Genomic DNA, 23599 nt, shown 5'->3' with positions numbered 1-23599 from the left:
GGCGGGCCATGGCTGACGCGCAGGCCAAATTCCTGACGGGCAACCTCTTTCGGCATGTGTCGGTGATGTCGCTGACCGCCTCAGTCGGGCTGATGGCGCTGTTTCTGGTCGATTTCGTCGACATGATCTTCATCGCCATGTTGGGCAAGGCGGAACTGGCCGCCGCCGTGGGCTATGCCGCGACGATCCTGTTTTTCACCACCTCCTTCGGCATCGGCATGTCGATTGCCGCCGGGGCACTTGTCGCCCGGGCATTGGGGGCCGGGGACGTGCAACTGGCGGAAGAACGCAAAACCCATTCACTGCTCTACGGGTTCGGCTTTGGCGTCGTTTTTGCGGCCGTGGTCTGGGCCAATCTGCCGCTGCTGGTCGCGCTGCTGGGGGCCACGGGAGAGATCGCGGCGCTGGCGGTGTCCTATCTGCAAATCATCGTGCCCAGCCTGCCGTTTCTGATGATTGGGATGATGGGCGGGGCGATCCTGCGCGCCCACGGCGATGCGCGCCGGGCGATGATGGCTACGATCTACGGCGGTGCGGTCAATGCGGTTCTGGACCCTATCCTGATCTTCGGGCTGAACCTGGAACTGACCGGAGCGGCGCTGGCCTCAGTCGCGGCACGGCTGGTGATCGCCTATGCCGCCCTGCTGCCACTGATCCGGTTTTACGGCGGCGTCGGACGCCCGCGCCCGGGCGGCATGCTGCGCGATCTGATCCCCATTGCAACCATCGCCTTTCCGGCCATTCTGACCCAGCTTGCCACGCCCGTGGGGCAGGCCATCGTCACCCGCGCCATGGCCGGTTTCGGAGAAGAAGCCATCGCCGGGATGGCGATTGTCGGGCGGCTGGGTATGGTGGCCTTTGGCGTTATTTTCGCGCTTTCGGGCGCGGTGGGGCCGATCCTTGGCCAGAACCACGGGGCGGGCGATCATGACCGGGTGCGCGCCGGGTTTCGCGCGGCGATCCTGTTCAACGGTATCGTGATCCTGAGCGTTTCCTGCCTGCTGTATCTGCTGCGCGCGCCGATTGCGGATCTCTTCACCGCCACGGGTGTCACGCGCGATCTGGTCTATCTTTTCTGCGGTCCGCTGGCGCTGCTCTTTTTCTTCAACGGGGTGCTCTTTGTGGCCAATGCGGCGTTCAACAACCTTGGCCACCCGTTTTATTCCACCTTCCTGAACTGGGGGCGCAATACGATTGGTATGCTGCCGCTGGTGCTGCTGGGGGCGGGGATATTCGGGGCGCAGGGCGTGCTGATCGGGCAGGCGCTGACAGGCGTGATCTTTGGTCTGCTGGCCTGGGCGCTGGCGCGGCGGGTGATGGTTGCCCCCGCCGGGGCGGCGGGTGCGCCGGTTTCAGAATTCGGGCGGCAGGGGCGCCTCATGTCGCTGCTTCACCTGCGCCGATAGCCGCGCAAGATGATGGTCCACAAGGGCCGTCTGATCCTTCGTCAGCTTTTGGTGGCGCGGGTAGACCGGATCGGCGCGATCGTTCAGGATCGGCGTGTCCCAGCCGTCGGTGGTGTCGAAAAACCCCTGCACACCGGTCTCGCCAAAGACCTCGTGAAATCCCTGTACTACCACGTCGAGATAGCTGAGCAGGATCATATGTTCGGCCCGTTCCAGCCGGTTTTCCGGCGCGACCGCATAGACGGCGATCTCTGGCGTGGCGGGGTGGTCATGGGTGACCGATCCGTTGGCGAGCAGGCGATTGTACCCGCCTTCGCGTGCATCAAGGGCCGCCCAGTCGGCACCGGGAACAGCAGCGATCAGCCCCTGAATGCTGTGGCCGGGCGCGCGCACGCCGGTCAGCAGGACCACACCAAAGCGCGGCGTGGCAACCCAGGCCCTGCGCCAGCCGTGCAGGGTTGCGGGCCGTGGGTCCGGGTAGTCATGGCTTTTGGTGTTCACAAGGCTGCCATAGCCAAAGAAATAGGGATCGTTCATGGTCGCCTCATGCAGAATTGGACGCAGTCAATCATTCCGGGGGCGGGGGGGCAAGGTGCCTTGACCGATCTGCCGAGCACGCACTAGCGTCACCTTGTTGCCGGGGGCGTTGATGGTGCCGCCCATGCCGGCTTATCAGTTGATATCGAGACAGGAAGAACAGGAGAAGACAGGATGAAGTTCACAGAAGAGCATGAATGGCTGCGCGAGGAAGAAGATGGCGTGATGCTGGTGGGTATCACGGCCCATGCTGCCGAACAGCTGGGCGACGTGGTGTTTGTGGAACTGCCCGAGGAAGGCACAACGGTCAGCAAGGATGACGAGGTGGTTGTGATCGAATCTGTCAAGGCGGCGAGCGATATTCTGGCGCCGGTTGATGGTGAGATTGTCGAGGTCAACACTGCCCTGGCCGAGATCCCCGGTCGCATCAACGAGGACCCGCAGGGCGAGGCGTGGTTCTTCAAGATGACCGTCAGTGATCCCGGTCAGATGGATGACTTCATGGATGAGGCGGGATACCAGAAGTTCATCGCCTGAGGCGCCGGCGCGCTATTCGGCAGAGCGCAGAATACGTGCGGGCTGGGCGTTGATCGGGCCCCAGGCAAAGGCCAGGCCCGCCAGCAAGGTGGCCGCCGTACCGCCTGCGATGATCATCAGTGCAGACGACCAGATGACGGTGAAGTCGGTATCCATGATGTAGGTGCTGACTGCCCATCCGCCGAGGATTCCCGCAAAGAAGGCGACGATCCCGGCACAGAGCCCCAGAAGCACCGATCTGAGGGCGAAGCTGAGCAGAATGTTGCGACGGGAGGCGCCGAGGGTTTTCAGGATCGCGGCCTCATAGACCCGCGCCTCGGTACCGGCGGCGGCAGCTCCGATCAGCACCAGAAAGCCGGTGATCAGGGTTGCGGCAGCGCCATAGGAGGTGGCCGTTGCCAATCCGCTCAGAACATCTGCGACGCGGTCGATGGCATCGCGCACCCGGATCGCGGTGATATTGGGGTAACGGCTGGCAAGGTCACGCAGGATCTGCGCTTCGGCGGCTTCTTCGGCGTAAACGGTGGAGATGAAGCTATGGGGTGCCCCGGCCAGCGCAGCAGGGTTCATCGAGAGAATAAAGCCGATACCGGCGGTGGAGAAATCAACCTCGCGGAAATTGACGATGGTGCCTGTGATGTCGCGGCCAAGGATGTTGACGGTCAGGGTGTCGCCGATCTTGAGGCCCATTTCCTCGGCCTCTTCGGCGGCAAAACTGATCAGGGGGGGACCGGTGTAGCCTTCTGTCCACCAATCGCCTGCAGTCAATCGTGTGTTTTCGGGCATGGTATTTGTATAGGTGACGCCGCGATCCCCTTGCAGCACCCAATGATCGCCTGCCACCTCGCGTGCGGGTTTGTCGTTGATGCGCGTGATGATGCCCCGCAGCATAGGAGCTGACTGGATGCGTTTGACCGCCGGGTCGGTTTTCAGCCGTTCGGTGTAGCCGTCGATCTGGTCTTTCTGGATGTCCACAAAGAAGTAGGAGGGTGCCACATCCGGCAGGTTGCCGGTGATGGCATTGCGCAGATTACCATCAATCTGGCCGACGGCAGCGAGCACGGAAAGCCCCAGGCCAAGTGACAGCACCACAGATACAGCACCTTCACGCGGGCCGGAGATTGCTGAGAGCGCCCATCTGAGCCGGGGCCGTCCACGCACAATACCGGTGCAGCGACGTGACAGGGCGCGGATCAAAATGGCCGTGACAGTCAGAAGGGCCAAAGCTGCGGCAATCCCCCCCGCGGTCCAGAGCGTCAGCCGCCATGTCCCCGAAAACCAACCTGCCAGCGTCAGCAGCAGGGCAAGGGTGAGGATGGCACCCACGACGTAACGCGGCGCAGGCAGCGCCCTGCCGGTGGTCAGCGCATCGCGAAAAAGGGTTGCGGCGCGAATCTCTTCGGCCCGCGCCAAGGGCCAGAGCGTGAAGAGAAATGCCGTCAGCAAACCGTAGATGGCGGCCTCCAGGAGCGGTGCCGGGTAGAGGGCAAAGATCGCCGGTATCGGCAGGCGCGATTCGATGACCGGGGCGAGGATCATGGGGGCGAGACCCCCCAAGGTCACGCCGATCCCGACCCCGACAATCGCCAGAACGCCGATCTGCAGAAAATAGGTCTGGAAAATCGTGGCCCGATCCGCGCCAAGCGTGCGCAGGGTGGCGATCACATTGGTCTTTCCCGCCAGATAGGCGCGGACCGCTGAAGCAACGCCAACCCCACCGACCGCGAGACCCGACAGCCCGACAAGGATCAGGAAAGCGCCCAGCCGATCCACAAATTCCGAAACGCCGGGCGCACCGTTGCGGGCATCGGTCCAGCGCAGGCCCGAGGTTTCGAATTGGGTGCGCGCGTCAGTCTCAAGGACTGCCAGATCAGTGCCGGGCCGTAGATCGAGGCGGTATTTGGTTGAAAACAGCGTGCCGGGGGCGAGCAGGGAGGAGTTTTCAAGGTCGGGGGTGCGCACAATCGTGCGCGGCCCGAGCGCGAAACCGCCCGCAGCGCTGTCCGGTTCACGGGCCAGAATGGCGGCAAGGTGAAACTCCTGGGTGCCGAGCCGGAAGCGGCCGCCAACGTCAAGGCCGAGCCTATCCGCCAGAACCCGTTCCATGACCGCACCGGGCAGGCCGCCGTGATCGCCCAAGGCATCCGCGAGGGGCATGTTTGGGGCCAGTTCCACATGTCCGACCAGCGGGTAAGCCGTATCAATCGCCTTGATCTGGGTAAGACCGCGCTGCGTTTCTTCGCCGGTGCCCACAACGGCCATGGACCGAAAATCCACAATCTCGGAGACATTGACGGCAACGCTGTCCATCCACGCGCGCTCCTCCGGTGTCGCGAAACGGTAGGTGAAGTCCATTTCCGCGTCGCCACCGAGCAGGGCCGCCCCTTCGCGGGCGAGGCCTGCTTCGATGCCGGAACGTACAGACCCCACAGCGGCGATGGCCGCGACGCCAAGGGCCAGACAGGCGAGGAAAATGCGAAAGCCGCGCAGACCGCCGCGCAATTCGCGCCGGGCAAATCTGGAGGCGAGGCGCAGGCTCATTCGGCGGCGCGCGCCTCGGGCACGATCCGCCCGTCGCCCAGACGCACCACCCGGTCGCAGCGCGCCGCAAGCGAGCGCGAATGGGTGACCAGCACCAACGTCGCGCCATGCCGGTCGCGCAAGCCAAAGAGCAGGTCAATGATGGCCGCGCCATTGGCCCCGTCGAGATTGCCGGTGGGCTCATCCGCCAGCAGAATATCGGGGCGCGGCGCGGACGCGCGGGCGAGGGCCACGCGCTGCTGTTCGCCGCCAGACATCTGCGAGGGATAGTGATCGGCACGATGCGCAAGGCCCACCTCGGCCAGTTCCGCCGCTGCCTTGTCAAAGGCGTCCCGGTCCCCGGCCAGTTCCAGCGGGGTGGCCACGTTTTCCAGCGCGGTCATCGTGGGGATCAGGTGAAAAGATTGGAAAACCACGCCCATATGATTGCGGCGAAACCGGGCCAGTGCATCTTCGGACATATGCGTCAGATCCTGCCCAAGGGCCGCGACCTGACCGCCGGTGGCGCGCTCCAGCCCGCCCATCAACATCAGCAGCGAGGACTTGCCGGACCCGGACGGACCGATGAGCCCAAGGCTCTCGCCCTTGTGAACCTCCAGCGTGATGCCGTGCAGGATATCCACACGTCCGGCATTGCCATCCAGCGACAAAACCGCATCTTTGAGAGAGAACACGAGGTTGGTCATAAGTGTTAGCACCTTTTTTGCTATACCTGTGGCATATGGAGGCTGGATCAAGATGCACAAGGTTTTGGTTTGCATTGCAGGCATTTGGCCCTGGGCGGCGGCAGCCGATGAGGTTGTGATTGCCGCCCTCGGGGACAGTCTGACGCAGGGCTACGGGCTGGTGGCGGAGCAGGGATTCGTGCCGCAGTTGCAGGATTGGCTGGGCGCAAAGGGCGCGCAGGTGCGGCTGATCAATGCGGGTGTGTCGGGGGATACCACGGCGGGCGGGTTGAGCCGCGCGGCCTGGACGCTGACACCGGAAGTGGATGCGATGATCGTGACGCTGGGGGGCAACGATCTTTTGCGTGGCATCGCACCGGACGTCAGCCGCGCCAACCTCGAAGGGATCATGCAGGCGGCTGCGGCGGCAGATGTAGAGGTTTTGCTGGTTGGCATGCAGGCGCCGGGCAACTACGGCCCGGAATACAAGGCGGCGTTCGACGGGATGTATCCCGCGCTGGCCGAGGAATTCAGCGCCTTGCACGCGCCGAGTTTTTTCGAAGGGCTGGACGTGGCGGGGGGTGATCCCGCATCGGTGCGCGCCTTCATGCAGCCCGATGGCATCCACCCCAATGCGGAAGGTGTCGTACAGATCGTCGCGGCTCTGGGACCTTACGTGCTGGAACTGATCGACCGGGCGCAGGAGTAACGCGGTGCCGGGCCGGTTTTTCCTGACCACGCCGATGGCCGAATTGGGGGCGGCGCTGGGATGTGATCCCTGTGTGGTTGCGGATGAAGCGCCACGCCAGAACGTGGCACCCGGGCAGGAAATTGTGGTTCTGACCGAAAAGGGGCTGAGCCGCATGCGCTGGGGGATCATCCCGGTCGGGCGGGTCAATGCCCGTGGCCGTCCGGTGATGGAGACGCTGGTCAATGCGCGTAGCGAAACCGTGTTCGACAAATCTGCCTATCTTGGCACCGGGCGCGCTGTGGTCCCGATGAACGGCTGGTACGAATGGACCGGTGAAAAACGCCGCAAAACCGCCTGGTCGATCACCCCGAAATCAGGTGGATTTCTGCTCTTCGCCGCGATCACGGACCGTTGGTCGGGGCCGGGCGGCGTGCAGGTGGATCAAGTGGCGACTCTGACCTGCGCGCCTTCTGCGGATGTGGCGGATGTCCATCACCGTATGGGTGTGATTTTGGAGCCGGGCGATGTTTCAAAGTGGTTCAACGGCTCCGAAGAAGAAGTCTTGCCGCTACTGAAACCCTGGCCGGACGGGCGCTTGCAGGTCAGCCCGGCAACGAACGTCGATTGGGACGGGCCTTGATATGCTTCCCGCCAGACACATTCGCGAACGCTTTGAAACAGGCTTGAACAACAAAAAACGGGCACCATAGCGCCCGTTTCATCAGTGCGAGATATCTTCGTCAGGCCAGCGCGAGGTTGCCGGCGCTTTCGCGGCCATCGCGGCCCGCTTCAACGTCAAATGTGACTTTCTGGTTGTCCGCCAGACCGGTGAGACCTGCACGTTCTACTGCAGAAATATGTACAAAAATATCTTTTCCGCCACCATCGGGAGCGATAAAGCCGTAGCCTTTTGTCGTGTTAAACCATTTCACGGTGCCTGAGGCCATCTCCGTGTTCTCCTTAGAATGTCCTGCCCGCGGAATGCGGCAGCTTGGCTCGGTCGAAAGCAGATCGAATGACTGGGCCGTAAGGAGCAGTGGTCGATAGTTTGTCGCGTCGCGCCTCCGATATTGGAGCAGCTTCCTGCAAAAGCAAGCCAAATTCTGATGACAGCAATGAACACGATTGCATCGGCAAATTCCCGCCAGCCGTGTGTCGCATGGTTTTTGAACACCGCGTGGTTTAGCTGTGCAGAAAAAAATTTTACCAGTTGATAAAAAAATCAATTCATGAGAACTTTTTTCCGAATGATCACGCCAGAATGGGGAAAACCATGTCCAGCAATGCATTTACACCGGGTATTGTTCCTGCACGATTGGGCGGCGAAGACTACGCCGAGCAGTTCTCTGATCTGCATCCGCGCCTTGATCCGCACGAAGCGCTGGTGGCGGCGGACCGCTGTTACTTTTGCCACGACGCCCCCTGCATCACGGCTTGTCCGACGGATATCGATATCCCGCTTTTTATCCGGCAGATCGCCACGGGTACCCCGGATGCGGCGGCAAAAACGATTCTCAGCCAGAATATCATGGGCGGTATGTGCGCGCGCGTGTGCCCGACAGAGCAGCTTTGCGAAGAGGCCTGCGTGCGCGAGGCGGCCGAAGGCAAACCGGTGCTGATTGGCCAGTTGCAGCGCTATGCAACGGATCATTTGCAGGAACAGGGGATACATCCTTTCTCCCGAGCTGCGGCCACGGGTAAAACTGTGGCCGTGGTGGGGGCGGGGCCTGCGGGGCTGGCCTGTGCGCACCGTCTGGCAATGCTGGGCCATGATGTGACCGTCTATGATGCGCGCCCCAAGCCCGGCGGGCTGAACGAATTTGGCATTGCCACCTACAAAACCGTTGACGGGTTTGCCCAGGCGGAGGTGGATTGGCTGCTGCAAATTGGTGGCATCGAGATCAAAACCGGCATGGCTTTGGGGGAAGCAGTGAGACTGGAGCAACTCCGCGCTGATCATGACGCGGTTTTCCTAGGGCTGGGGCTGGGTGGCGTGAACGCTCTGCAGGCCGAGGGGGCCGACAAGGACGGCGTTCTGGACGCGATAGATTTCATCGCTGATCTGCGGCAGGCCAGCGATCTGGCGCAGGTGCCGGTTGGGCGCGACGTCGTCGTGATCGGCGGCGGGATGACGGCCATTGATGCGGCGGTTCAGGCGAAACTGCTGGGCGCTCTGAATGTCACATTGGTCTATCGGCGCGGTCGTGACCGAATGAACGCCAGCGTGTTCGAACAGGATTTGGCGGCTTCCAAAGGCGTGCGGATTGTCACCCACGCGGTGCCGAAATCAGTGATCGGCAATGGTGCCGTGCGCGAGATCGAATTCAGCTATGTGGACGATGACATGGCGGAAACCGGTGATAAGCTGCGGCTGAGTGCAGATCAGGTGTTCAAGGCCATTGGCCAGACCCTAGAAGGCGACGGGCTGCCGGAGCTGGAAGGTCGCAAGATCAAGGTCTCGGATACGGGCCGGACGTCAGTCAAAGGCGTTTGGGCGGGCGGCGATTGCGCCAGTGGTGGCGATGATCTGACGGTGACGGCTGTGGCCGAAGGGCGCGATGCGGCGATGGATATTCATGCGGCTTTGACAGGGGCGGCGGTCTGACCCACCCCCACGGAGGAACTGAAATGGCAAATCTGACAAGCGAATTTGTGGGCATCAAGAGCCCGAACCCGTTCTGGCTGGCCTCGGCGCCGCCGACGGACAAGGAATACAACGTGCGCCGCGCCTTTGATGCGGGTTGGGGCGGGGTCGTGTGGAAAACGCTGGGGCTCGACCCGCATGTGGTCAATGTCAATGGGCCGCGCTATGGCGCGATCTACGGCGCAGACCGGCGGCTGCTGGGGCTCAACAATATCGAGCTGATCACTGACCGTCCGTTGCAGACCAATCTTGATGAGATCAAGGTGGTCAAGCGCGACTACCCGGACCGGGCGATGATTGTGTCGCTGATGGTACCTTGCGAGGAGGAGCCGTGGAAATTCATCCTGCCGCAGGTCGAGGACACTGGTGCGGATGGGGTCGAGCTGAACTTCGGCTGCCCGCATGGCATGTCGGAACGCGGCATGGGTTCTGCCGTGGGGCAGGTGCCGGAATACATCGAAATGGTGACCCGCTGGGTCAAGGCCAACACCCGCATGCCGGTGATCGTGAAGCTGACGCCGAACATCACCGACATCCGCAAACCGGCTGAGGCGGCCATGAAGGGCGGCGCGGATGCGGTCAGCCTGATCAACACGATCAATTCGATCACCTCCGTCGATCTGGATCTTTTCGCGCCGGAACCCACCATTGATGGCAAGGGCGCGCATGGCGGTTATTGCGGTCCGGCAGTGAAACCCATTGCGCTGAACATGGTTGCGGAAATTGCGCGTGACCCGGAGCTGTCGCAAATCCCGATCTCGGGCATTGGTGGCATCACCACCTGGCGCGATGCGGCGGAATTCATGGCGCTGGGGGCGGGCAATGTGCAGGTCTGCACGGCGGCCATGACCTACGGGTTCAAGATCGTGCAGGAAATGATTTCGGGCCTGAGCGACTACATGGACAGCAAGGGGCTGACCTCGGTCGACCAGATCGTCCGACGCGCCGTACCGAATGTGACCGACTGGCAGCACCTCAACCTGAATTACGTGGCCAAGGCCAAGATCAATCAGGACCTGTGCATCTCATGCGGACGCTGTTTTGCAGCCTGCGAAGATACATCGCATCAGGCCATCGCCATGTCGGATGACCGCACCTTTACGGTCATCGACGAGGAATGCGTGGCCTGCAACCTCTGCGTCAACGTGTGCCCGGTGGAGGCGTGCATCACCATGGAGGCGATGACCCCGGGAATGGTTGATCCTCGCACCGGCAAGGTGGTGGAGCGGGACTACGCCAACTGGACCACGCATCCGAACAATCCCGGCGCAAAAGCGGCGGAGTAGCCTCAGTTTTTTGCATCGCTGGCCAGAATGGGCGCCGTTGGCAAAGGATTGGGCAGCTCAAACTCCGGCTCTGCCGCCTCGGCGGCGGCTTGCGCCGTTGCCTCCGCGCGCGCCTTCGCCCGCTCTGCGTCCTGAGCCTCCTGAAGTGCTGCGGATTCCGCGCGCAATTGCGCCTGTTGGGCCAGATAGTCGGTGGTCGGGCCGGTCTGCGCCTCCACCACTGACTTTGAAGTTGCATCGACAGGCAGCATTGCGACGCGTCCCCTTTTGAGAAGCGTTGCAAGCTGGGCCCCGCCCGTACCCGTGCCGTCACCAGCGCCTTGTCCGGAATGATCCGAGGCGGTGTTGGCATTGTTGTTCGTGGACGTGTTGGCCATAGGCTGGCCAGGTTGCACGCCGGCAACTTGCGGGTCACCCTGCGAGGGTGCGACCGGCTGCGGCGCGTATGGGGCGATAAAGGATATTGCACTCATGGTAAGCTCCGATCTTGACATCAATCTGAAGCCGCCACCCGTAACCATTAAGGCAAGGTAAATGTTAACAGCCCGTTAAGCCGAAAGTCTATTTTTCACCAGGGTTAACAATTTCTTACGGCGTGAGAAGGCGGGTGAACAGCGTGGTCAGATAGGTGGCTGCGCCCTCGTGACCGGCGGGATCATCCTGCAATAAAACCTGCACTTGAGTTGCAAAATCGGCGTAATGCTGGGTCGTGGCCCAAATGGAAAAAATCAGGTGGCGCGGGTCAAGTTGGGTCAAATGCCCCTGATCCATCCAGTTTTGAATAACCGCGCATTTTTCTTCGAATAGGGGTCGCAGATCGGATTGCAGATGTGGCCCCATACGCGGCGCGCCCTGAAGGATCTCTCCAGCGAACAATCTGCTTTCGCGCGGCAGATCGCGGGCCATGTCCAGTTTTCGCTGGACGTAGCTGAGAATCTCCTCCAGCGGGTCCCCCTTCGGATCCAGTGTCACCAACGGGTCCAGCCATGTTTCCATAAGCTGGTTGAGCAAAGTGACGTGAATTTCTGCTTTGCCATCAAAGTAGTAGAGGATGTTCGGTTTGCTTAAACCTGCTGTTTCGGCGATTTGATCAAGCGTCGCGCCACGATAGCCATGTTGGGAAAAAACCTCCAATGCTGCATCCAGAATACGGCCGCGGTTTCGCTGTTGGATGCGGCTTGGTTTCTTGTCGGTCCCGTCTGGCAAACGCGTTTCCACCCCATTGATGACCGCCACATAATTGGGCGCCCGAAATGCTGTTGCCGGATTCCAATCACATATCGTTGAAAGGAAGTCTTGACTTGATCCGGCCTAATCGCAATCGTGTCTTTACCAAATGGTAAAATTTGCCGCTGGTCAATGAAAACTACCGCCAGGAAGGACCCCAGCCATGCCCGCGCCCGGACAGAACCTGAAAATCAACCCAGACCGTCTTTGGGACAAGTTGATGGAAATGGCCAAGATCGGACCCGGCGTGGCAGGCGGCAATAACCGGCAGACAGTTACGGATGAAGATGGCGAAGGCCGGGCGCTGTTTCAAAGCTGGTGCGAGGCGGCGGGCTGCGACATGGGGCTCGACCAGATGGGCAATATGTTTGCGCATCGCGCAGGGACGGACCCCGATGCTCTGCCGGTCTATGTGGGCAGCCACCTCGACACGCAGCCGACGGGTGGCAAATATGACGGTGTTCTGGGTGTTCTGGGCGGGCTGGAGATCATCCGCACGCTGAACGATCTGGGGGTGAAGACAAAACACCCCATTGTCGTGACCAATTTCACCAATGAGGAAGGCACGCGTTACGCGCCTGCGATGCTGTCGTCGGGCGTTTTCGCCGGCATTCATACGCAGGATTGGGCCTATGACCGGGTGGACGCGGAGGGCAAGAAATTCGGCGATGAGCTCAAACGCATCGGCTGGCGCGGCGAGGAGGAAGTTGGCGCGCGCAAGATGCATGCCTTTTTTGAGTTGCACATTGAACAGGGACCCATTCTGGAAGCTGAGGGCAAGGATATCGGCGTGGTGACCCATGGGCAGGGGCTTTCGTGGACGCAGGTGACGATCACCGGCAAGGAAAGCCACACCGGCTCGACCCCGATGCCGATGCGCAAGAATGCCGGGCTGGGCATGGCGCGCGTGCTGGAGAAAGTGGACGAGATCGCCTGGAGCCATGCGCCCCATGCGGTGGGCGCTGCGGGGCATATCGACGTCTATCCCAATTCACGCAACGTGATCCCGGGCAAGGTGGTCTTCACAGTCGATTTCCGCTCGCCCGATCTGAGCGTGATCGAGGATATGGAGGCGCGTCTGCGGGTCGAAGGTCAGAAGATTGCCGACGACATGGGGCTGGAGATTGCCTTTGAGAAGGTCGGCGGGTTCGATCCGGTGGCCTTCGATGAGGGCTGCGTCGGCGCGGTGCGCGCGGCGGCGGAACGGTTGGGATATTCCCACAGGGATCTCATCTCGGGTGCAGGTCATGACGCCTGCTGGATCAACCGCGTCGCCCCCACGGCCATGGTGATGTGCCCCTGTGTGGACGGGTTGAGCCACAATGAAGCGGAAGAGATTTCCAAGGACTGGGCCGCAGCGGGTGCAGATGTGTTACTGCACGCGGTGGTCGAGACGGCGGAGATTGTGGGGTAGAGATATGCCGCAAGGAAAGTCCTTCGGAATGATCTTTGGTGGCGTCGCCGCGGCACTCGGGATTGCTGCGGCAGGTTACGGCTTGGGTTTCATTATTGCAGACAGGGGCAATCAATTGATCGCCAAGGAATTGGGATCGGCGTTACGACAGACATTGCCCGAAGGCACGAAAAGTGAAGTAATTTCACAGTTGGAAGCTGGCGATGCCAAAAAGGCCGCTGATTTGTTGTCGCAGGGCGCGACCCTATTCGAAGAGATGCAGTGTGTGCCTAGCGGCAACTCGGTTCTCCTGGAAAAAGGGGCGTCGGTCATGAACTGCGAAACCGGAATGCGCGCTCTTTTCGCTGGATTTTTTCAAAGTACCTACCCTGACTACGCTACATTCACGATTGGCCAAAACCGCACAACGGACTACCCTGGGACGCCGTTTTTAGCGGAGGACGGCCGCTACCCTGGATGCTCGCTGATCTATGAGGCGGCGGTGCCGGATGTCGGCCCGAGTCAGGTCAAAGTGGCATTTGATTGCCCTGAAAAAGAGGAGAAATGAAATGACCAAAGTGATCAAAGGCGGCATGGTCTGCACGGCGGACCGGACGTGGAAAGCCGATGTTCTGATCGAAGGCGAAGTGATCAAGCAGATCGGCGAGGACCTCAAGGGCGATGATTATATCGACGCGGAAGGGGCCTATGTGATCCCGGGTGGGATTGACCCGCATACGCATCTGGAGATGCCCTTCATGGGGACGACGGCGGCCGAAACCTTCGAGAGCGGCACCTGGGCCGCAGCGGCGGGCGGCACCACGATGGTGGTCGATTTCTGTCTGCCGGGGGCCGACGGGTCGATCAAGAACGCGATCAATGAGTGGCACCGTAAATCCGCGCCGCAGATCTGTTCCGATGTGGGCTATCACATGGCGATCACCGGCTGGGATGAAAACGTCTTTAACGAAATGAAAGACGCCGTCGAAATGGGCGTGAATTCGTTCAAACACTTCATGGCCTACAAGGGCGCGCTGATGATCGAGGACGACGAGATGTTCGCCTCCTTCAAGCGCTGTGCGGAGCTTGGCGCGCTGCCCATGGTGCATGCGGAGAACGGCGATCTGGTGGCCGAGATGCAGCAGAAATATTTCGATCAGGGGATCACCGGGCCCGAAGGTCATGCCTATTCGCGCCCGCCGGAGTTCGAGGGCGAGGCGGCCAACCGGGCGATCACCATTGCCGATGCGGCGGGCGTGCCACTGTACATTGTGCATGTGTCCTGCGAGCAGGCGCATGAGGCGATCCGGCGCGCGCGACAAAAGGGCATGCGGGTTTACGGCGAGCCGCTCATCCAGTTCCTGACGCTGGACGAATCTGAGTATTTCAACAAGGACTGGGATCACGCCGCGCGTCGGGTGATGTCACCGCCCTTCCGTTCAAAAGATCATCAGGACAGCCTCTGGGCGGGCTTGCAGGCCGGGTCGTTGCAGGTTGTGGCGACCGATCATGCGGCCTTCAATACGGAGCAAAAACGCGCAGGGAGAGACGATTTCCGGATCATTCCCAACGGATCGAACGGGCTGGAGGAACGTCTGGCCGTGCTTTGGACTGAAGGCGTGGAGACGGGGCGATTGACCCCCAATGAGTTCGTCGCGGCGACCTCGACCAATGTGGCGAAAATTCTCAACATCTACCCGCGCAAGGGAGCCATCGTTGAGGGGGCAGATGCGGATATCGTTGTGTGGGACCCAAAAATCACCAAGACAATCTCGCCGTCGAACCATCATTCCGTGTTGGATTACAACGTTTTCGAGGGTTTCGAGGTCAAGGCGCAGAGCCGGTACACGCTGAACCGGGGCGAGGTCATCTGGGCCTGGGGGCAGAATTCACAGCCTAACCCGGGACGCGGTCGGTTCATCCCGCGCCCGGCGTTCTCCTCGGCCTCTGAAGCGCTGAGCAAGTGGAAAGCGCTGACCGCGCCGAAGATGATCCAGCGCGACCCATTGAATATCCCGGCGGGGATTTGATGTTTCGACGTCCAACTGAGGAACAAATAAAGGAAAGAGAGCTAGGCGAAAGATTTGGCCTCGTCTTTCTCGTATCAATGATTGTGACGTTCGTTTGTTTCCCGCTGCTGATCGGAGGTCCAGAGGCTGCAGGCCTGTTCGGCCTTACATTGTTTTTCGGACTGCCGCTTCTAGCGAGCATTTTCGTTCCGGTGACTTTAATTGCGGCTGCCACGATGTACCTTTCGCAGCGATTCTTAAAACGATTGGTGTCTGCCTGGTTGGCGTTCATCGTTGGTTGCGCGCTGGCCGCTTTTGTCAGCGTTTTTATTTCATGTCACCTCGACTTCAGCTTTAATCATCCATTTGTTTCTGTGGTTAACACACCTATTTCGACAGATTTCTCAACCACTTTGGCTGGCTTTGCTGCGATCGTTGCAGCGCTTGTATCTTTATTCTTTTGTGGTGTGGGGAGCGAACCATGAACCAGAGTGTTATCTCCGCTCAAAACTTGGACCTCACCTTTCAAACCAACGACGGCCCCGTACACGCGCTTAAGGACGTTTCGCTGGACATCAACGCGGGCGAGTTTGTCAGTTTCATCGGGCCGTCGGGCTGTGGTAAAACGACATTCCTACGCTGCATGGCCGATCTGGAGCACCCCACGGGTGGGCAGATCACCGTCAACGGGGTGAGTGCTGCGGAGGCCCGTAAGGCGCGGGCTTATGGCTACGTGTTTCAGGCGGCGGGGCTCTATCCATGGCGGACCATTGGCGGCAATATCCGGCTGCCGCTGGAGATCATGGGGTATGACAAGGCGGACATGGACGCGCGCGTGGCGCGGGTGCTGGAACTGGTCGAACTGGCGGGGTTTGAACGCAAATTTCCCTGGCAATTGTCGGGCGGCATGCAGCAGCGCGCCTCGATTGCGCGGGCGCTGGCTTTTGATGCGGATATCCTGCTGATGGATGAACCCTTTGGCGCGCTGGATGAGATTGTGCGGGACCATTTGAATGAACAGCTTCTGAAGCTCTGGGCGCGCACGGAGAAGACCATCGCCTTTGTCACCCATTCGATCCCCGAAGCGGTCTATCTGAGCACCAAGATCGTTGTGATGTCGCCGCGCCCGGGCCGGATCACCGATGTGATCGAGAGCCCGCTGCCGAAAGACCGCCCGCTGGATATCCGCGACACGCCGGCGTTTCTGGAGGTGGCGCACCGGGTGCGTGAAGGGCTGCGGGCGGGGCATGTGGATGACTGATCGCAACTCGCCCCTGTTCCATTCGTTCAAGTGCATCGACCTGCTGGGAGACATTGGATGAGGCAAAGCTTTCTTCCGGTTCTGACGGTCGTGAGTACGATCTTTCTGATCTGGTATGTGGCTGCGATCTGGCTCAATGCGCCCTGGGCGTATGACAAGGCCACGCGGTCGGGTGCGGAACTGACAACGCAGACGCTGATCGCGGATACCTGGAGCCAGGAGAAACCGAAACTGCCCGCGCCGCATCAGGTTGGGGCTGAGATCTGGAAGACGACCGCCCAGAAAAAGATCACCTCCAAACGTTCGCTGATCTATCACAGCTGGATCACGCTGAGCGCCACTTTGCTGGGCTTTGCTCTGGGCACCGGGCTCGGCATCGCGCTGGCGGTGGGGATCGTCTACAACCGGACGATGGACATGTCAGTGATGCCCTGGGTCATCGCCAGCCAGACCATCCCCATTCTGGCCATCGCGCCGATGATCATCGTGGTACTGAATGCGGTGGGCGTTTCGGGGTTGCTGCCCAAGGCGATGATCTCCATGTATCTGTCGTTCTTTCCGGTGGTTGTGGGCATGGTCAAGGGGCTGCGCAGCCCGGACACGATGCAGCTTGATCAGATGCGCACATGGAACGCGAGCCCGCATCAGACCTTCTGGCGGCTGCGCCTGCCCTCCTCGATGCCCTATCTGTTTACCTCGCTGAAAATCGGGATGGCGGCATCGCTGGTGGGGGCGATTGTGGGTGAGCTGCCAACCGGTGCCGTGGCGGGGCTGGGCGCGCGCCTGCTGGCGGGCAGCTATTACGGGCAGACGATTCAGATCTGGTCGGCTCTGATCATGGCTGCGGCCCTTGCCGCGACGCTTGTCGGGATCATTGGGGTCGTGCAACGCCTGACCCTCAGACGCATGGGCATGGCATGATTTGGATCGCTTTTGCCATTACCGTCTGGGCCCTGGGCTGGTGGATCAATGCCCGGCTGTCCGCGCGCCCCAGAACCCGGTTTACCGGTCTGGCGGTACCAATCGTTTTTGGCCTGACCCTGATTGTCATCTGGGAAGGCGTCGTGCGCGGGTTCGAAATCAGCCCAGTGCTGCTACCGGCACCATCGATGATTGCCACGCGGTTTGCTGCCTCCACCGACATCTTATGGGAAGATTTCGTCCAGACCGTGATCAAGGGCGCGCTGAGCGGCTATGTGCTGGGTTGCGGGTCGGCGTTTCTGGTGGCCATTCTGGTGGACCGGTTCGATTTCCTGCGGCGCGGGCTGCTGCCGGTGGGCAATTTCGTCGCGGCGTTGCCTGTGATCGGCATGGCCCCCATTCTGGTCATGTGGTTCGGTTTTGATTGGCAATCCAAGGCGGCTGTGGTGGTGGTTATGGTGTTTTTCCCGATGCTGGCGAACACCGTGCAGGGGCTTTCGGACAGTTCGGCCATGCAGCGCGACCTGATGCGCACCTACGGGGCCGGATACTGGACGACCTTGCGCAAACTGCGCCTGCCTGCGGCGATGCCGTTCATCTTCAACGGGCTGAAAATTGCGAGCACGCTGGCGCTGATCGGGGCCATTGTCGCGGAGTTCTTTGGCTCGCCCATCCGTGGCATGGGGTTTCGCATTTCCACATCCGTCGGCCAGTTGGCGCTTGATTTGGTCTGGGCGGAAATCGTGGTGGCCGCGATCGTAGGGTCCGCATTTTACGGAGGGGTTGCCTTGATTGAGCGCGCAGTGACATTCTGGCACCCGTCGCAACGTCATTAAAAAGAAGACGACCAACAAAGGAGAGTATGATGAAAAAACTGACAACGCTGGCCGCCGGGGCCGCTCTGGGGCTCTGGGGCGCTGCTGCCCAGGCCGCAGATGATGTGACCCTGCAGTTGAAATGGGTCACGCAGGCGCAATTCGCAGGCTACTATGTGGCGCTCGACAAAGGGTTTTACGAGGAAGAAGACCTGAACGTGACCATCAAACCCGGTGGGCCGGATATTGCGCCCACGCAAGTGCTTGCCGGGGGTGGTGCAGATGTCACCGTGGAATGGATGCCCGCCGCTCTGGCCGCCCGCGAAAAGGGCCTGGGCATGGTCAATATCGCGCAACCCTTCAAATCCTCGGGCATGATGCTGACCTGCCGCAAGGACGCAGGCGTGACCAGTACGGATGATTTCGCGGGCAAGACCCTGGGGGTCTGGTTTTTCGGCAATGAATTCCCCTTCCTGAGCTGGATGAGTAAACTGGATATTCCGACCGACGGGTCCGACAATGGTGTGACTGTGCTCAAGCAGGGCTTCAACGTGGACCCATTGCTGCAAAGCCAGGCGGCCTGCGTGTCGACCATGACCTACAATGAATACTGGCAGGTTATTGACGCGGGCCTCACGCCGGATGATCTGACCGTTTTCAAGTATGAGGACCAGGGCGTTGCGACGCTGGAAGACGGGCTTTACGTGCTGGAAGACAAGCTCGCGGACCCGGCGTTTGAAGACAAAATGGTGCGCTTTGTGCGCGCCTCCATGAAGGGCTGGAAATACGCCGAGGCGAACCCGGATGAAGCGGCTGAGATCGTGCTCGACAACGATGCCAGCGGCGCTCAGACCGAGAAACACCAGAAACGTATGATGGGCGAGATTGCCAAGCTGACTGCAGGCAGCAACGGTGCGCTTGATCCGGCGGATTATGAACGCACGGTTGCCTCGCTGTTGTCGGGCGGATCGGATCCGGTGATCTCCAAAGCGCCCGAAGGGGCCTGGACTCATGCCATCACGGATAAGGCGCTTAACTGATTGGGTTGCGCATTTCGAGAAAGGCCAGCGTTGAGCTGGCCTTTTTTATGTGTTGCTGACTGGACAAGGGCCAATTGCACCCCATCTCTCTTGGCAAGCAACGGGAGCAACGAGTGACATGAGCAATATGGAAAGTCTTGAAAGCCAGCTGTCCGAAAAAGAGCGCCAAATGCGCGTTAACGGACGGGCTCTAGCGGGGATCGAAGCCGAGAAACGCCAGAAAGAGGCCCGCGGCTATGCCGTCATGGCCAGCGTTCTGGGCTACGGCGAAGGTGCATTGGGCAATGGTTCTTTTGGAAAAGTGTCGCATATCGCCAAGCTGTTTTGCATCGGTTTCGCAATGCTTGCGCCCAGTCTGTTGATTTGGCAGGTCTTGCTGAAGTAGCCGCTACTGTCGGCGGAAAAATTCCGTTTCAGGGGCAGTTGCGCATGACAGGCATAAAAAAACCGGCCAATAGAAAGGCCGGTTTTCTTGTTCAGGTCGGTATCGACACTTAGGCGAGGGCGATGTTTGTCGCGCTTTCGCGGCCGTCACGGCCTGCTTCGATGTCGAATGTCACTTTCTGGTTGTCGGCCAGACCTGTAAGGCCTGCGCGCTCAACGGCAGAGATGTGCACAAACACGTCTTTGCTGCCACCGTCAGGTGCGATAAAGCCGAAGCCTTTTGTAGTGTTGAACCATTTCACGGTGCCTGTGGCCATATCCGTGGTCTCCTATGATCGTGCTATCCGCGGTCTTGCGATAGCCTGGCGTGGTCGGTCTGGATCGAAGACTGACCGCCTTCAGGAGACAGCAGGTCGAAAAAGAATAACGTTTGCGATGCGGCGTATGACAGATGACTTCCCGTCTGGCAAGAAAAATACGGGGCCGGGCCATTCCAGGGCCCGCCATCAGCTTTCTGATTTTTCAGATACTTGTCGTCAGTGTAGAAGAGATTTGGAGGTGGCAGGGACGTGCGCGGATTGCGCAACGATCTCTGCAGGTTGGGCTGAAAGACCTGACAAGCCACGCCAGGCTAAACCAATGGCAATGAGGCTTGCAGAAATCCCCAAACCGACAATGACGTAAAGAGATATGGCGGTCAGGAAAGATGTCTTGAAGACAAGCAAGGCGCCTGCGAATGAAAAAAAGCCGCCTAAGCCACCGATCAGGGCCGAAATGATAGCCATTTCAAATCCTCCTCAGAACAGACAACCATCTAACCCCTAACCAAAGGTTAAGCTGGGGCGAAAATGGGGCATCTTGGTGTGGATTCTGTGCGGGTTCGAGGCGATTTTCCATAAAATTGGCGGAAAATTCAGAATCTCAGATTGCAGTAAATTAGCTTTGCCTCAGGCGTTGACCACCAAACGCTCTACCTGCCTGCCCCCATCAGGGAGCAGCGTCACGATCCCAATCTCCCCGTATTCCTGGGGAGCGGTGCCCGGTACGCCCAATTCTTCCCAGATCGTGCGCAGGTTGCCCTTGTTTCCGATCCAGACCACCGTTCCGTTGGGGTAGGCCCGGCTCATTGTGCTGCCTGCGAATTCCTTGGGGATCACCGTGATCGGCAAACCGGTTGCCTGTGACAGTGGTTTGGCTGTTTCCAGATTACGCGGAATGTCCGGGCTGAAGATTGCGGAGAGCTGGTATCCGGCGAGTGCATTGGGCAGGTTCTCTGAGCGCGCCACGCCAAAACTGTTGAGATTGTCGCCAGTGCGATCAGCGTGCCTCAACAATATGATCGTTGTGCGGGCGCTGCCCGGAATGCCGGACATCACGCAGGCGCTCAGTGGGGCAAGCGCAAAAAGGCAGAGGGCGTCGCGGCGGGTCAACATGGGGCGAGTCTGAAAGGCAATGCAATCCCAATCAAGTGTTAGAATGATCCTTGCTGGCGCGGTTCGTTCGATTGACAGCACAAAAAAGTTAAAAAATTTCAAATTTTTTGCCGTTGTGTGATCCGCTTCACATACCGCAGCGTCAACTTGATGTTGAATGAGGTTGTGAGCCGGGGTGATATATTCCTCCTCGGAAGTGGAGTAACGATTATGACACGAGTGACTGATTTTCATGACGCCCCCGGGGATATTACCCCGGATATCTCCCCGGTTCCGCGCACCTCTTCCTGGCGTGCAACGGGTGGCAGCCCGGTTCACCGTCGTCCCGGTCCGAAATGCCCTTCAAAATGGCGTTTCACTGACTGGGCTGCCATTTAATTCAGGCCACGCAGTTTCTCCCCCTGCGTTGTCTTCTTCCCCTCTCGGGCCGGTCTTGTACCGGCCCGTTTTTTGTCCGAACGCTAAGGCTTGCATCGTCTTTGGGCGGGCTGGTCAACCCGCAGCGGACATGTCAGAACACCCCTGAATTGCACAAAGGCGGGAATGTCACTTGGCAGATACCATTGTAATGACCGGGGTTTTCATGGGGCTCATCGCCACTGTCGCGATGGACGTTTGGGCGCTCTTTCTGCGCCGGGTGGCGGGTCAACCGACACCCAATTGGGCTATGGTGGGGCGCTGGGTTGGGCATATGCCCAGAGGTCGGCTGTTTCACGACGATATCGGCGAGGCGACGCCAGTCGCGGGCGAATTGGCCATCGGCTGGGTGTTTCACTACGCGGTTGGTGCCGCTTACGGGGTGGCTTTGGCTTTGATCATGGGCGCCGATTGGCTTTCCGCACCGACGTTCCTGCCCGCCTGGATATTCGCGGTCCTGACCGTGGGCTTTGGCTGGTTCCTCCTGCACCCGGGAATGGGGTTGGGGTGGGCTGCTTCAAAAACGCCAAAACCCTGGAAAGCACGTGGGCTGGGCCTTGCCGCACATACGGTCTTTGGCTTTGGTCTATGGCTGGGTGCGCTGCTCTAGCTGCCCGTTGACCGCATGGTTCTGATCATATTTGCCAGATAGGAAATGCGCCGCCGCTGTCATTTCTCTGCGAAAAATGCTATGCTTGCATCCGTTGACATCAGAGTGGAGGGGAACCATGCGCTATGTCACCATCACTACATGGGAGATCGCGGACGGCACGGATTACGATGTCTCTTTGCGGGCGATCTCGGAAAAGCGTCTGCCGGCGCTAAGAGCATTGGGGGCCAGTCGCGTCACGGTCGTGCGTACGAGTGATCGGACCAGTGCCGCGATTACCGAATGGCCGGACAGCGCGACCCGTGATGCCGCCGAACGCGCCATCGAAGAGGTTCGCGACAAGGTCCATAGCGAAGATTTCGCCCGCATGACCGGCGAGATGAGAGGGAGCGTGGTTGCGGAAGTCTAGCCGCTTCCCCGCACATTGTGACAGCTCGACCAAGTGACCGCAGAACTGCTCACGGGCTGCGGGTGACGGCGTGGACCCAATCGACGTAGTCCTGATTGGCCCCATCGACATTTATGCGAATGATCGGCGGCACCTCGTAGGGATGCAGCGCTCGGATGGCGTCTTCGACCGGTTGCGCGAGTTCAAGCCTTGTTTTCAGAAGGAGCGGATGTTCTTCCTCCTGCTCTACCTTGCCCTTCCAGAAATAGGCGCTTTGCACAGGCGCATAGCGGTTGGAACAGGCGACAAGGCGTTGCTCAATGAGCGCAGCACTGATCGTGTCGGCGATCTGGATAGAGGGGCAGTTTACGAGGATATCGATGATGGGCATGGGAGATGTTAGCCGAAGCTCTGCCGAGGAATCAAATCCGCACCCTTCGGCCAGACCGAAACAACTGCTGCGAAAGGGTAGGGATCGGCTGCGCCATTGGCTCTTACCGCGCCGGATCAACGATGTTTATTCTGACAAAATGCCGTAATCTTCCCACCCAAAATGAAAAATAGACCAGCCAGACGGTGCAATAGAACGCCCAATTGTTTCTGGCCCATACATCGACTTTCACATCTGCACTCTGATCGGATTCTGATACAATCTCATTTCCATTGACGTCGGTTTCAACAAAAAAGACCTCAGTCGCTGAGGTGCTCATTTTTGTGTAGGACAGGCTGAGTGCAATCAGGACGATTCCGGTGATGAACCCGATCTGATAAATCGAATACCGGTGCATGCCCTCTTCTTTGAGGGTTCTGAAAATCATGTAGAATACAAACACCATCAGATGTGCGATGATGATTGCGTAACTTATTGCTGTATATACGAAAAGATCCTCGTTCAATTGCCCTGCAAAGAAATAGAGCGACACAATTCCCGCAACCAGGCAGAATGCGCGCGCAAATTTGAACTGATGTTCAACTTCAACGGATAAATCTTGCGGCTGCTCTTCGGCCTCAGCACCGCTATCGCGCGCCGGGTTACGGTGGAGGCCAGAAATTTCCGGGGGCCGGTAGTAGAACGATAGTATCAAAGCGATGGTCAGGATTGCATAGATCGGAAAGTGAAAGAGCTGATTGGCCAACTCACCAGCTCCCACAACCGCAAATAACTCGATGCAAACAATACCTGACAAAAAGATCAGAAGATGCGGCGACTTGGTTGGCCGAAGCATGTTGATAAGAGGTAACAACGCGGAAATGGGTTCCATTGGCGTTTCCTATTCGAAAATGAAATAGCTGCAAAATATGGGTTTTGAACACGGGTCGTGAAACAAACCATATCACAAACCGCCTGAGGCGGAGACCCCACGCGCGACAGCTAGCAATTTTCAATCAGGGCG

General features: G+C 59.5%; 28 protein-coding genes. 17 read left to right on the top strand and 11 right to left on the bottom strand.

Annotated elements, in window-relative coordinates; all coding sequences use genetic code 11:
• Positions 1–8: 8 nt before the first annotated feature.
• Positions 9–1406: an MATE family efflux transporter gene (locus tag Q0802_RS14480; protein ID WP_298919486.1), complete on the top strand. Its 1398-nt coding sequence runs from the start codon at positions 9–11 to the stop codon at positions 1404–1406.
• On the opposite strand, the gene Q0802_RS14475 is transcribed toward Q0802_RS14480, so the two are convergent.
• Positions 1353–1943 (bottom strand): gamma-glutamylcyclotransferase family protein, encoded by a 591-nt coding sequence (locus tag Q0802_RS14475; protein WP_298919484.1) that lies wholly within the window; start codon positions 1941–1943, stop codon positions 1353–1355. The two genes, Q0802_RS14480 and Q0802_RS14475, sit on opposite strands and share 54 nt — an antisense overlap.
• A gap of 174 nt (positions 1944–2117) precedes the next feature.
• Here Q0802_RS14475 and gcvH point away from each other — a divergent pair, with 174 nt between their 5' ends.
• Positions 2118–2480, top strand: a complete 363-nt coding sequence (gene gcvH / locus Q0802_RS14470) for a glycine cleavage system protein GcvH (RefSeq protein WP_298919483.1) — start codon at positions 2118–2120, stop codon at positions 2478–2480.
• A gap of 12 nt (positions 2481–2492) precedes the next feature.
• On the opposite strand, the gene Q0802_RS14465 is transcribed toward gcvH, so the two are convergent.
• Both Q0802_RS14465 and Q0802_RS14460 read right to left on the bottom strand, forming a co-directional pair.
• Positions 2493–5021: an FtsX-like permease family protein gene (locus Q0802_RS14465; protein WP_298919482.1), complete on the bottom strand. Its 2529-nt coding sequence runs from the start codon at positions 5019–5021 to the stop codon at positions 2493–2495.
• Positions 5018–5707, bottom strand: coding sequence for an ATP-binding cassette domain-containing protein (locus Q0802_RS14460; protein WP_298919481.1), 690 nt, complete (start codon positions 5705–5707; stop codon positions 5018–5020). The genes Q0802_RS14465 and Q0802_RS14460 overlap by 4 nt, the downstream gene beginning before the upstream one ends.
• Before the next feature lie 52 nt (positions 5708–5759).
• Here Q0802_RS14460 and Q0802_RS14455 point away from each other — a divergent pair, with 52 nt between their 5' ends.
• Both Q0802_RS14455 and Q0802_RS14450 read left to right on the top strand, forming a co-directional pair.
• Positions 5760–6395 (top strand): arylesterase, encoded by a 636-nt coding sequence (locus Q0802_RS14455; RefSeq protein ID WP_298919479.1) that lies wholly within the window; start codon positions 5760–5762, stop codon positions 6393–6395.
• 4 nt (positions 6396–6399) lie between these two features.
• Complete coding sequence (locus Q0802_RS14450; protein WP_298919477.1) at positions 6400–7017, top strand: SOS response-associated peptidase; 618 nt, start codon at positions 6400–6402, stop codon at positions 7015–7017.
• A gap of 100 nt (positions 7018–7117) precedes the next feature.
• On the opposite strand, the gene Q0802_RS14445 is transcribed toward Q0802_RS14450, so the two are convergent.
• Positions 7118–7324, bottom strand: coding sequence for a cold-shock protein (locus tag Q0802_RS14445; protein WP_298919475.1), 207 nt, complete (start codon positions 7322–7324; stop codon positions 7118–7120).
• A 326-nt stretch (positions 7325–7650) separates the two neighbouring features.
• Here Q0802_RS14445 and Q0802_RS14440 point away from each other — a divergent pair, with 326 nt between their 5' ends.
• Positions 7651–8982: an NAD(P)-dependent oxidoreductase gene (locus Q0802_RS14440; protein WP_298919473.1), complete on the top strand. Its 1332-nt coding sequence runs from the start codon at positions 7651–7653 to the stop codon at positions 8980–8982.
• Between the two features lie 23 nt (positions 8983–9005).
• Positions 9006–10307, top strand: coding sequence for an NAD-dependent dihydropyrimidine dehydrogenase subunit PreA (preA, locus tag Q0802_RS14435; protein ID WP_298919471.1), 1302 nt, complete (start codon positions 9006–9008; stop codon positions 10305–10307).
• A 2-nt stretch (positions 10308–10309) separates the two neighbouring features.
• Here the strand turns inward: preA and Q0802_RS14430 are convergent, their stop codons facing one another.
• Both Q0802_RS14430 and Q0802_RS14425 read right to left on the bottom strand, forming a co-directional pair.
• Positions 10310–10780, bottom strand: a complete 471-nt coding sequence (locus Q0802_RS14430; protein WP_298919469.1) for a hypothetical protein — start codon at positions 10778–10780, stop codon at positions 10310–10312.
• Positions 10781–10895: 115 nt separating this feature from the next.
• Positions 10896–11513 carry a TetR family transcriptional regulator C-terminal domain-containing protein gene (locus tag Q0802_RS14425; RefSeq protein WP_298919651.1) on the bottom strand — a complete coding sequence of 206 codons (618 nt, stop codon included), beginning with the start codon at positions 11511–11513 and terminating at the stop codon, positions 10896–10898.
• 184 nt (positions 11514–11697) lie between these two features.
• Between Q0802_RS14425 and Q0802_RS14420 the strand changes: the two genes are divergently transcribed.
• The 9 genes from Q0802_RS14420 to Q0802_RS14380 all read left to right on the top strand — a co-directional run bounded on the left by Q0802_RS14420 (position 11698) and on the right by Q0802_RS14380 (position 19358).
• The gene (locus Q0802_RS14420) at positions 11698–12948 is read left to right on the top strand and encodes a Zn-dependent hydrolase (RefSeq protein ID WP_298919467.1); all 1251 of its coding nucleotides are present in this window, start codon (positions 11698–11700) and stop codon (positions 12946–12948) included.
• Positions 12949–12976: 28 nt separating this feature from the next.
• Complete coding sequence (locus Q0802_RS14415) at positions 12977–13495, top strand: hypothetical protein (RefSeq protein ID WP_298919465.1); 519 nt, start codon at positions 12977–12979, stop codon at positions 13493–13495.
• Position 13496: 1 nt separating this feature from the next.
• Positions 13497–14957: a dihydropyrimidinase gene (gene hydA / locus Q0802_RS14410; protein WP_298919463.1), complete on the top strand. Its 1461-nt coding sequence runs from the start codon at positions 13497–13499 to the stop codon at positions 14955–14957.
• The gene (locus tag Q0802_RS14405; protein WP_298919461.1) at positions 14957–15421 is read left to right on the top strand and encodes a hypothetical protein; all 465 of its coding nucleotides are present in this window, start codon (positions 14957–14959) and stop codon (positions 15419–15421) included. Before hydA ends, Q0802_RS14405 begins: the two co-directional genes overlap by 1 nt.
• Positions 15418–16197 carry an ABC transporter ATP-binding protein gene (locus Q0802_RS14400; protein ID WP_298919459.1) on the top strand — a complete coding sequence of 260 codons (780 nt, stop codon included), beginning with the start codon at positions 15418–15420 and terminating at the stop codon, positions 16195–16197. Before Q0802_RS14405 ends, Q0802_RS14400 begins: the two co-directional genes overlap by 4 nt.
• A gap of 57 nt (positions 16198–16254) precedes the next feature.
• Positions 16255–17118 carry an ABC transporter permease gene (locus tag Q0802_RS14395; protein ID WP_298919457.1) on the top strand — a complete coding sequence of 288 codons (864 nt, stop codon included), beginning with the start codon at positions 16255–16257 and terminating at the stop codon, positions 17116–17118.
• Entirely contained in the window at positions 17115–17954 is an 840-nt protein-coding gene (locus Q0802_RS14390; protein WP_298919455.1) for an ABC transporter permease, read from the top strand. The genes Q0802_RS14395 and Q0802_RS14390 overlap by 4 nt, the downstream gene beginning before the upstream one ends.
• 29 nt (positions 17955–17983) lie before the next feature.
• The gene (locus Q0802_RS14385) at positions 17984–18973 is read left to right on the top strand and encodes an ABC transporter substrate-binding protein (RefSeq protein WP_298919453.1); all 990 of its coding nucleotides are present in this window, start codon (positions 17984–17986) and stop codon (positions 18971–18973) included.
• A 118-nt stretch (positions 18974–19091) separates the two neighbouring features.
• A complete protein-coding gene (locus Q0802_RS14380) occupies positions 19092–19358 on the top strand; it encodes a hypothetical protein (protein ID WP_298919451.1) in 267 nt (88 codons plus the stop codon).
• Between the two features lie 109 nt (positions 19359–19467).
• Here Q0802_RS14380 and Q0802_RS14375 read toward each other — a convergent pair whose 3' ends face one another.
• The 3 genes from Q0802_RS14375 to Q0802_RS14365 form a co-directional block, all read right to left on the bottom strand.
• Entirely contained in the window at positions 19468–19674 is a 207-nt protein-coding gene (locus tag Q0802_RS14375; RefSeq protein ID WP_007117950.1) for a cold-shock protein, read from the bottom strand.
• Positions 19675–19893: 219 nt separating this feature from the next.
• Positions 19894–20142, bottom strand: coding sequence for a hypothetical protein (locus Q0802_RS14370; protein WP_298919447.1), 249 nt, complete (start codon positions 20140–20142; stop codon positions 19894–19896).
• A 162-nt stretch (positions 20143–20304) separates the two neighbouring features.
• Positions 20305–20790 (bottom strand): histidine phosphatase family protein, encoded by a 486-nt coding sequence (locus Q0802_RS14365; RefSeq protein ID WP_298919445.1) that lies wholly within the window; start codon positions 20788–20790, stop codon positions 20305–20307.
• A 550-nt stretch (positions 20791–21340) separates the two neighbouring features.
• Between Q0802_RS14365 and Q0802_RS14360 the strand changes: the two genes are divergently transcribed.
• Together Q0802_RS14360 and Q0802_RS14355 are read left to right on the top strand one after the other, a co-directional pair.
• Positions 21341–21817, top strand: coding sequence for a DUF2938 domain-containing protein (locus Q0802_RS14360; protein ID WP_298919443.1), 477 nt, complete (start codon positions 21341–21343; stop codon positions 21815–21817).
• Positions 21818–21935: 118 nt separating this feature from the next.
• Positions 21936–22226 (top strand): hypothetical protein, encoded by a 291-nt coding sequence (locus tag Q0802_RS14355; protein WP_298919441.1) that lies wholly within the window; start codon positions 21936–21938, stop codon positions 22224–22226.
• 49 nt (positions 22227–22275) lie between these two features.
• Here the strand turns inward: Q0802_RS14355 and cutA are convergent, their stop codons facing one another.
• A complete protein-coding gene (cutA, locus tag Q0802_RS14350) occupies positions 22276–22596 on the bottom strand; it encodes a divalent-cation tolerance protein CutA (RefSeq protein WP_298919439.1) in 321 nt (106 codons plus the stop codon).
• Between the two features lie 103 nt (positions 22597–22699).
• Positions 22700–23467: a hypothetical protein gene (locus tag Q0802_RS14345; protein ID WP_298919438.1), complete on the bottom strand. Its 768-nt coding sequence runs from the start codon at positions 23465–23467 to the stop codon at positions 22700–22702.
• Positions 23468–23599: the final 132 nt, after the last annotated feature.

Source organism: uncultured Roseobacter sp. (assembly GCF_947495275.1).
Lineage (GTDB): Bacteria > Pseudomonadota > Alphaproteobacteria > Rhodobacterales > Rhodobacteraceae > Roseobacter.
The sequence above is the reverse complement of the archived record's forward strand: the minus strand, read 5'-3'. Positions and strand labels throughout refer to the sequence as shown.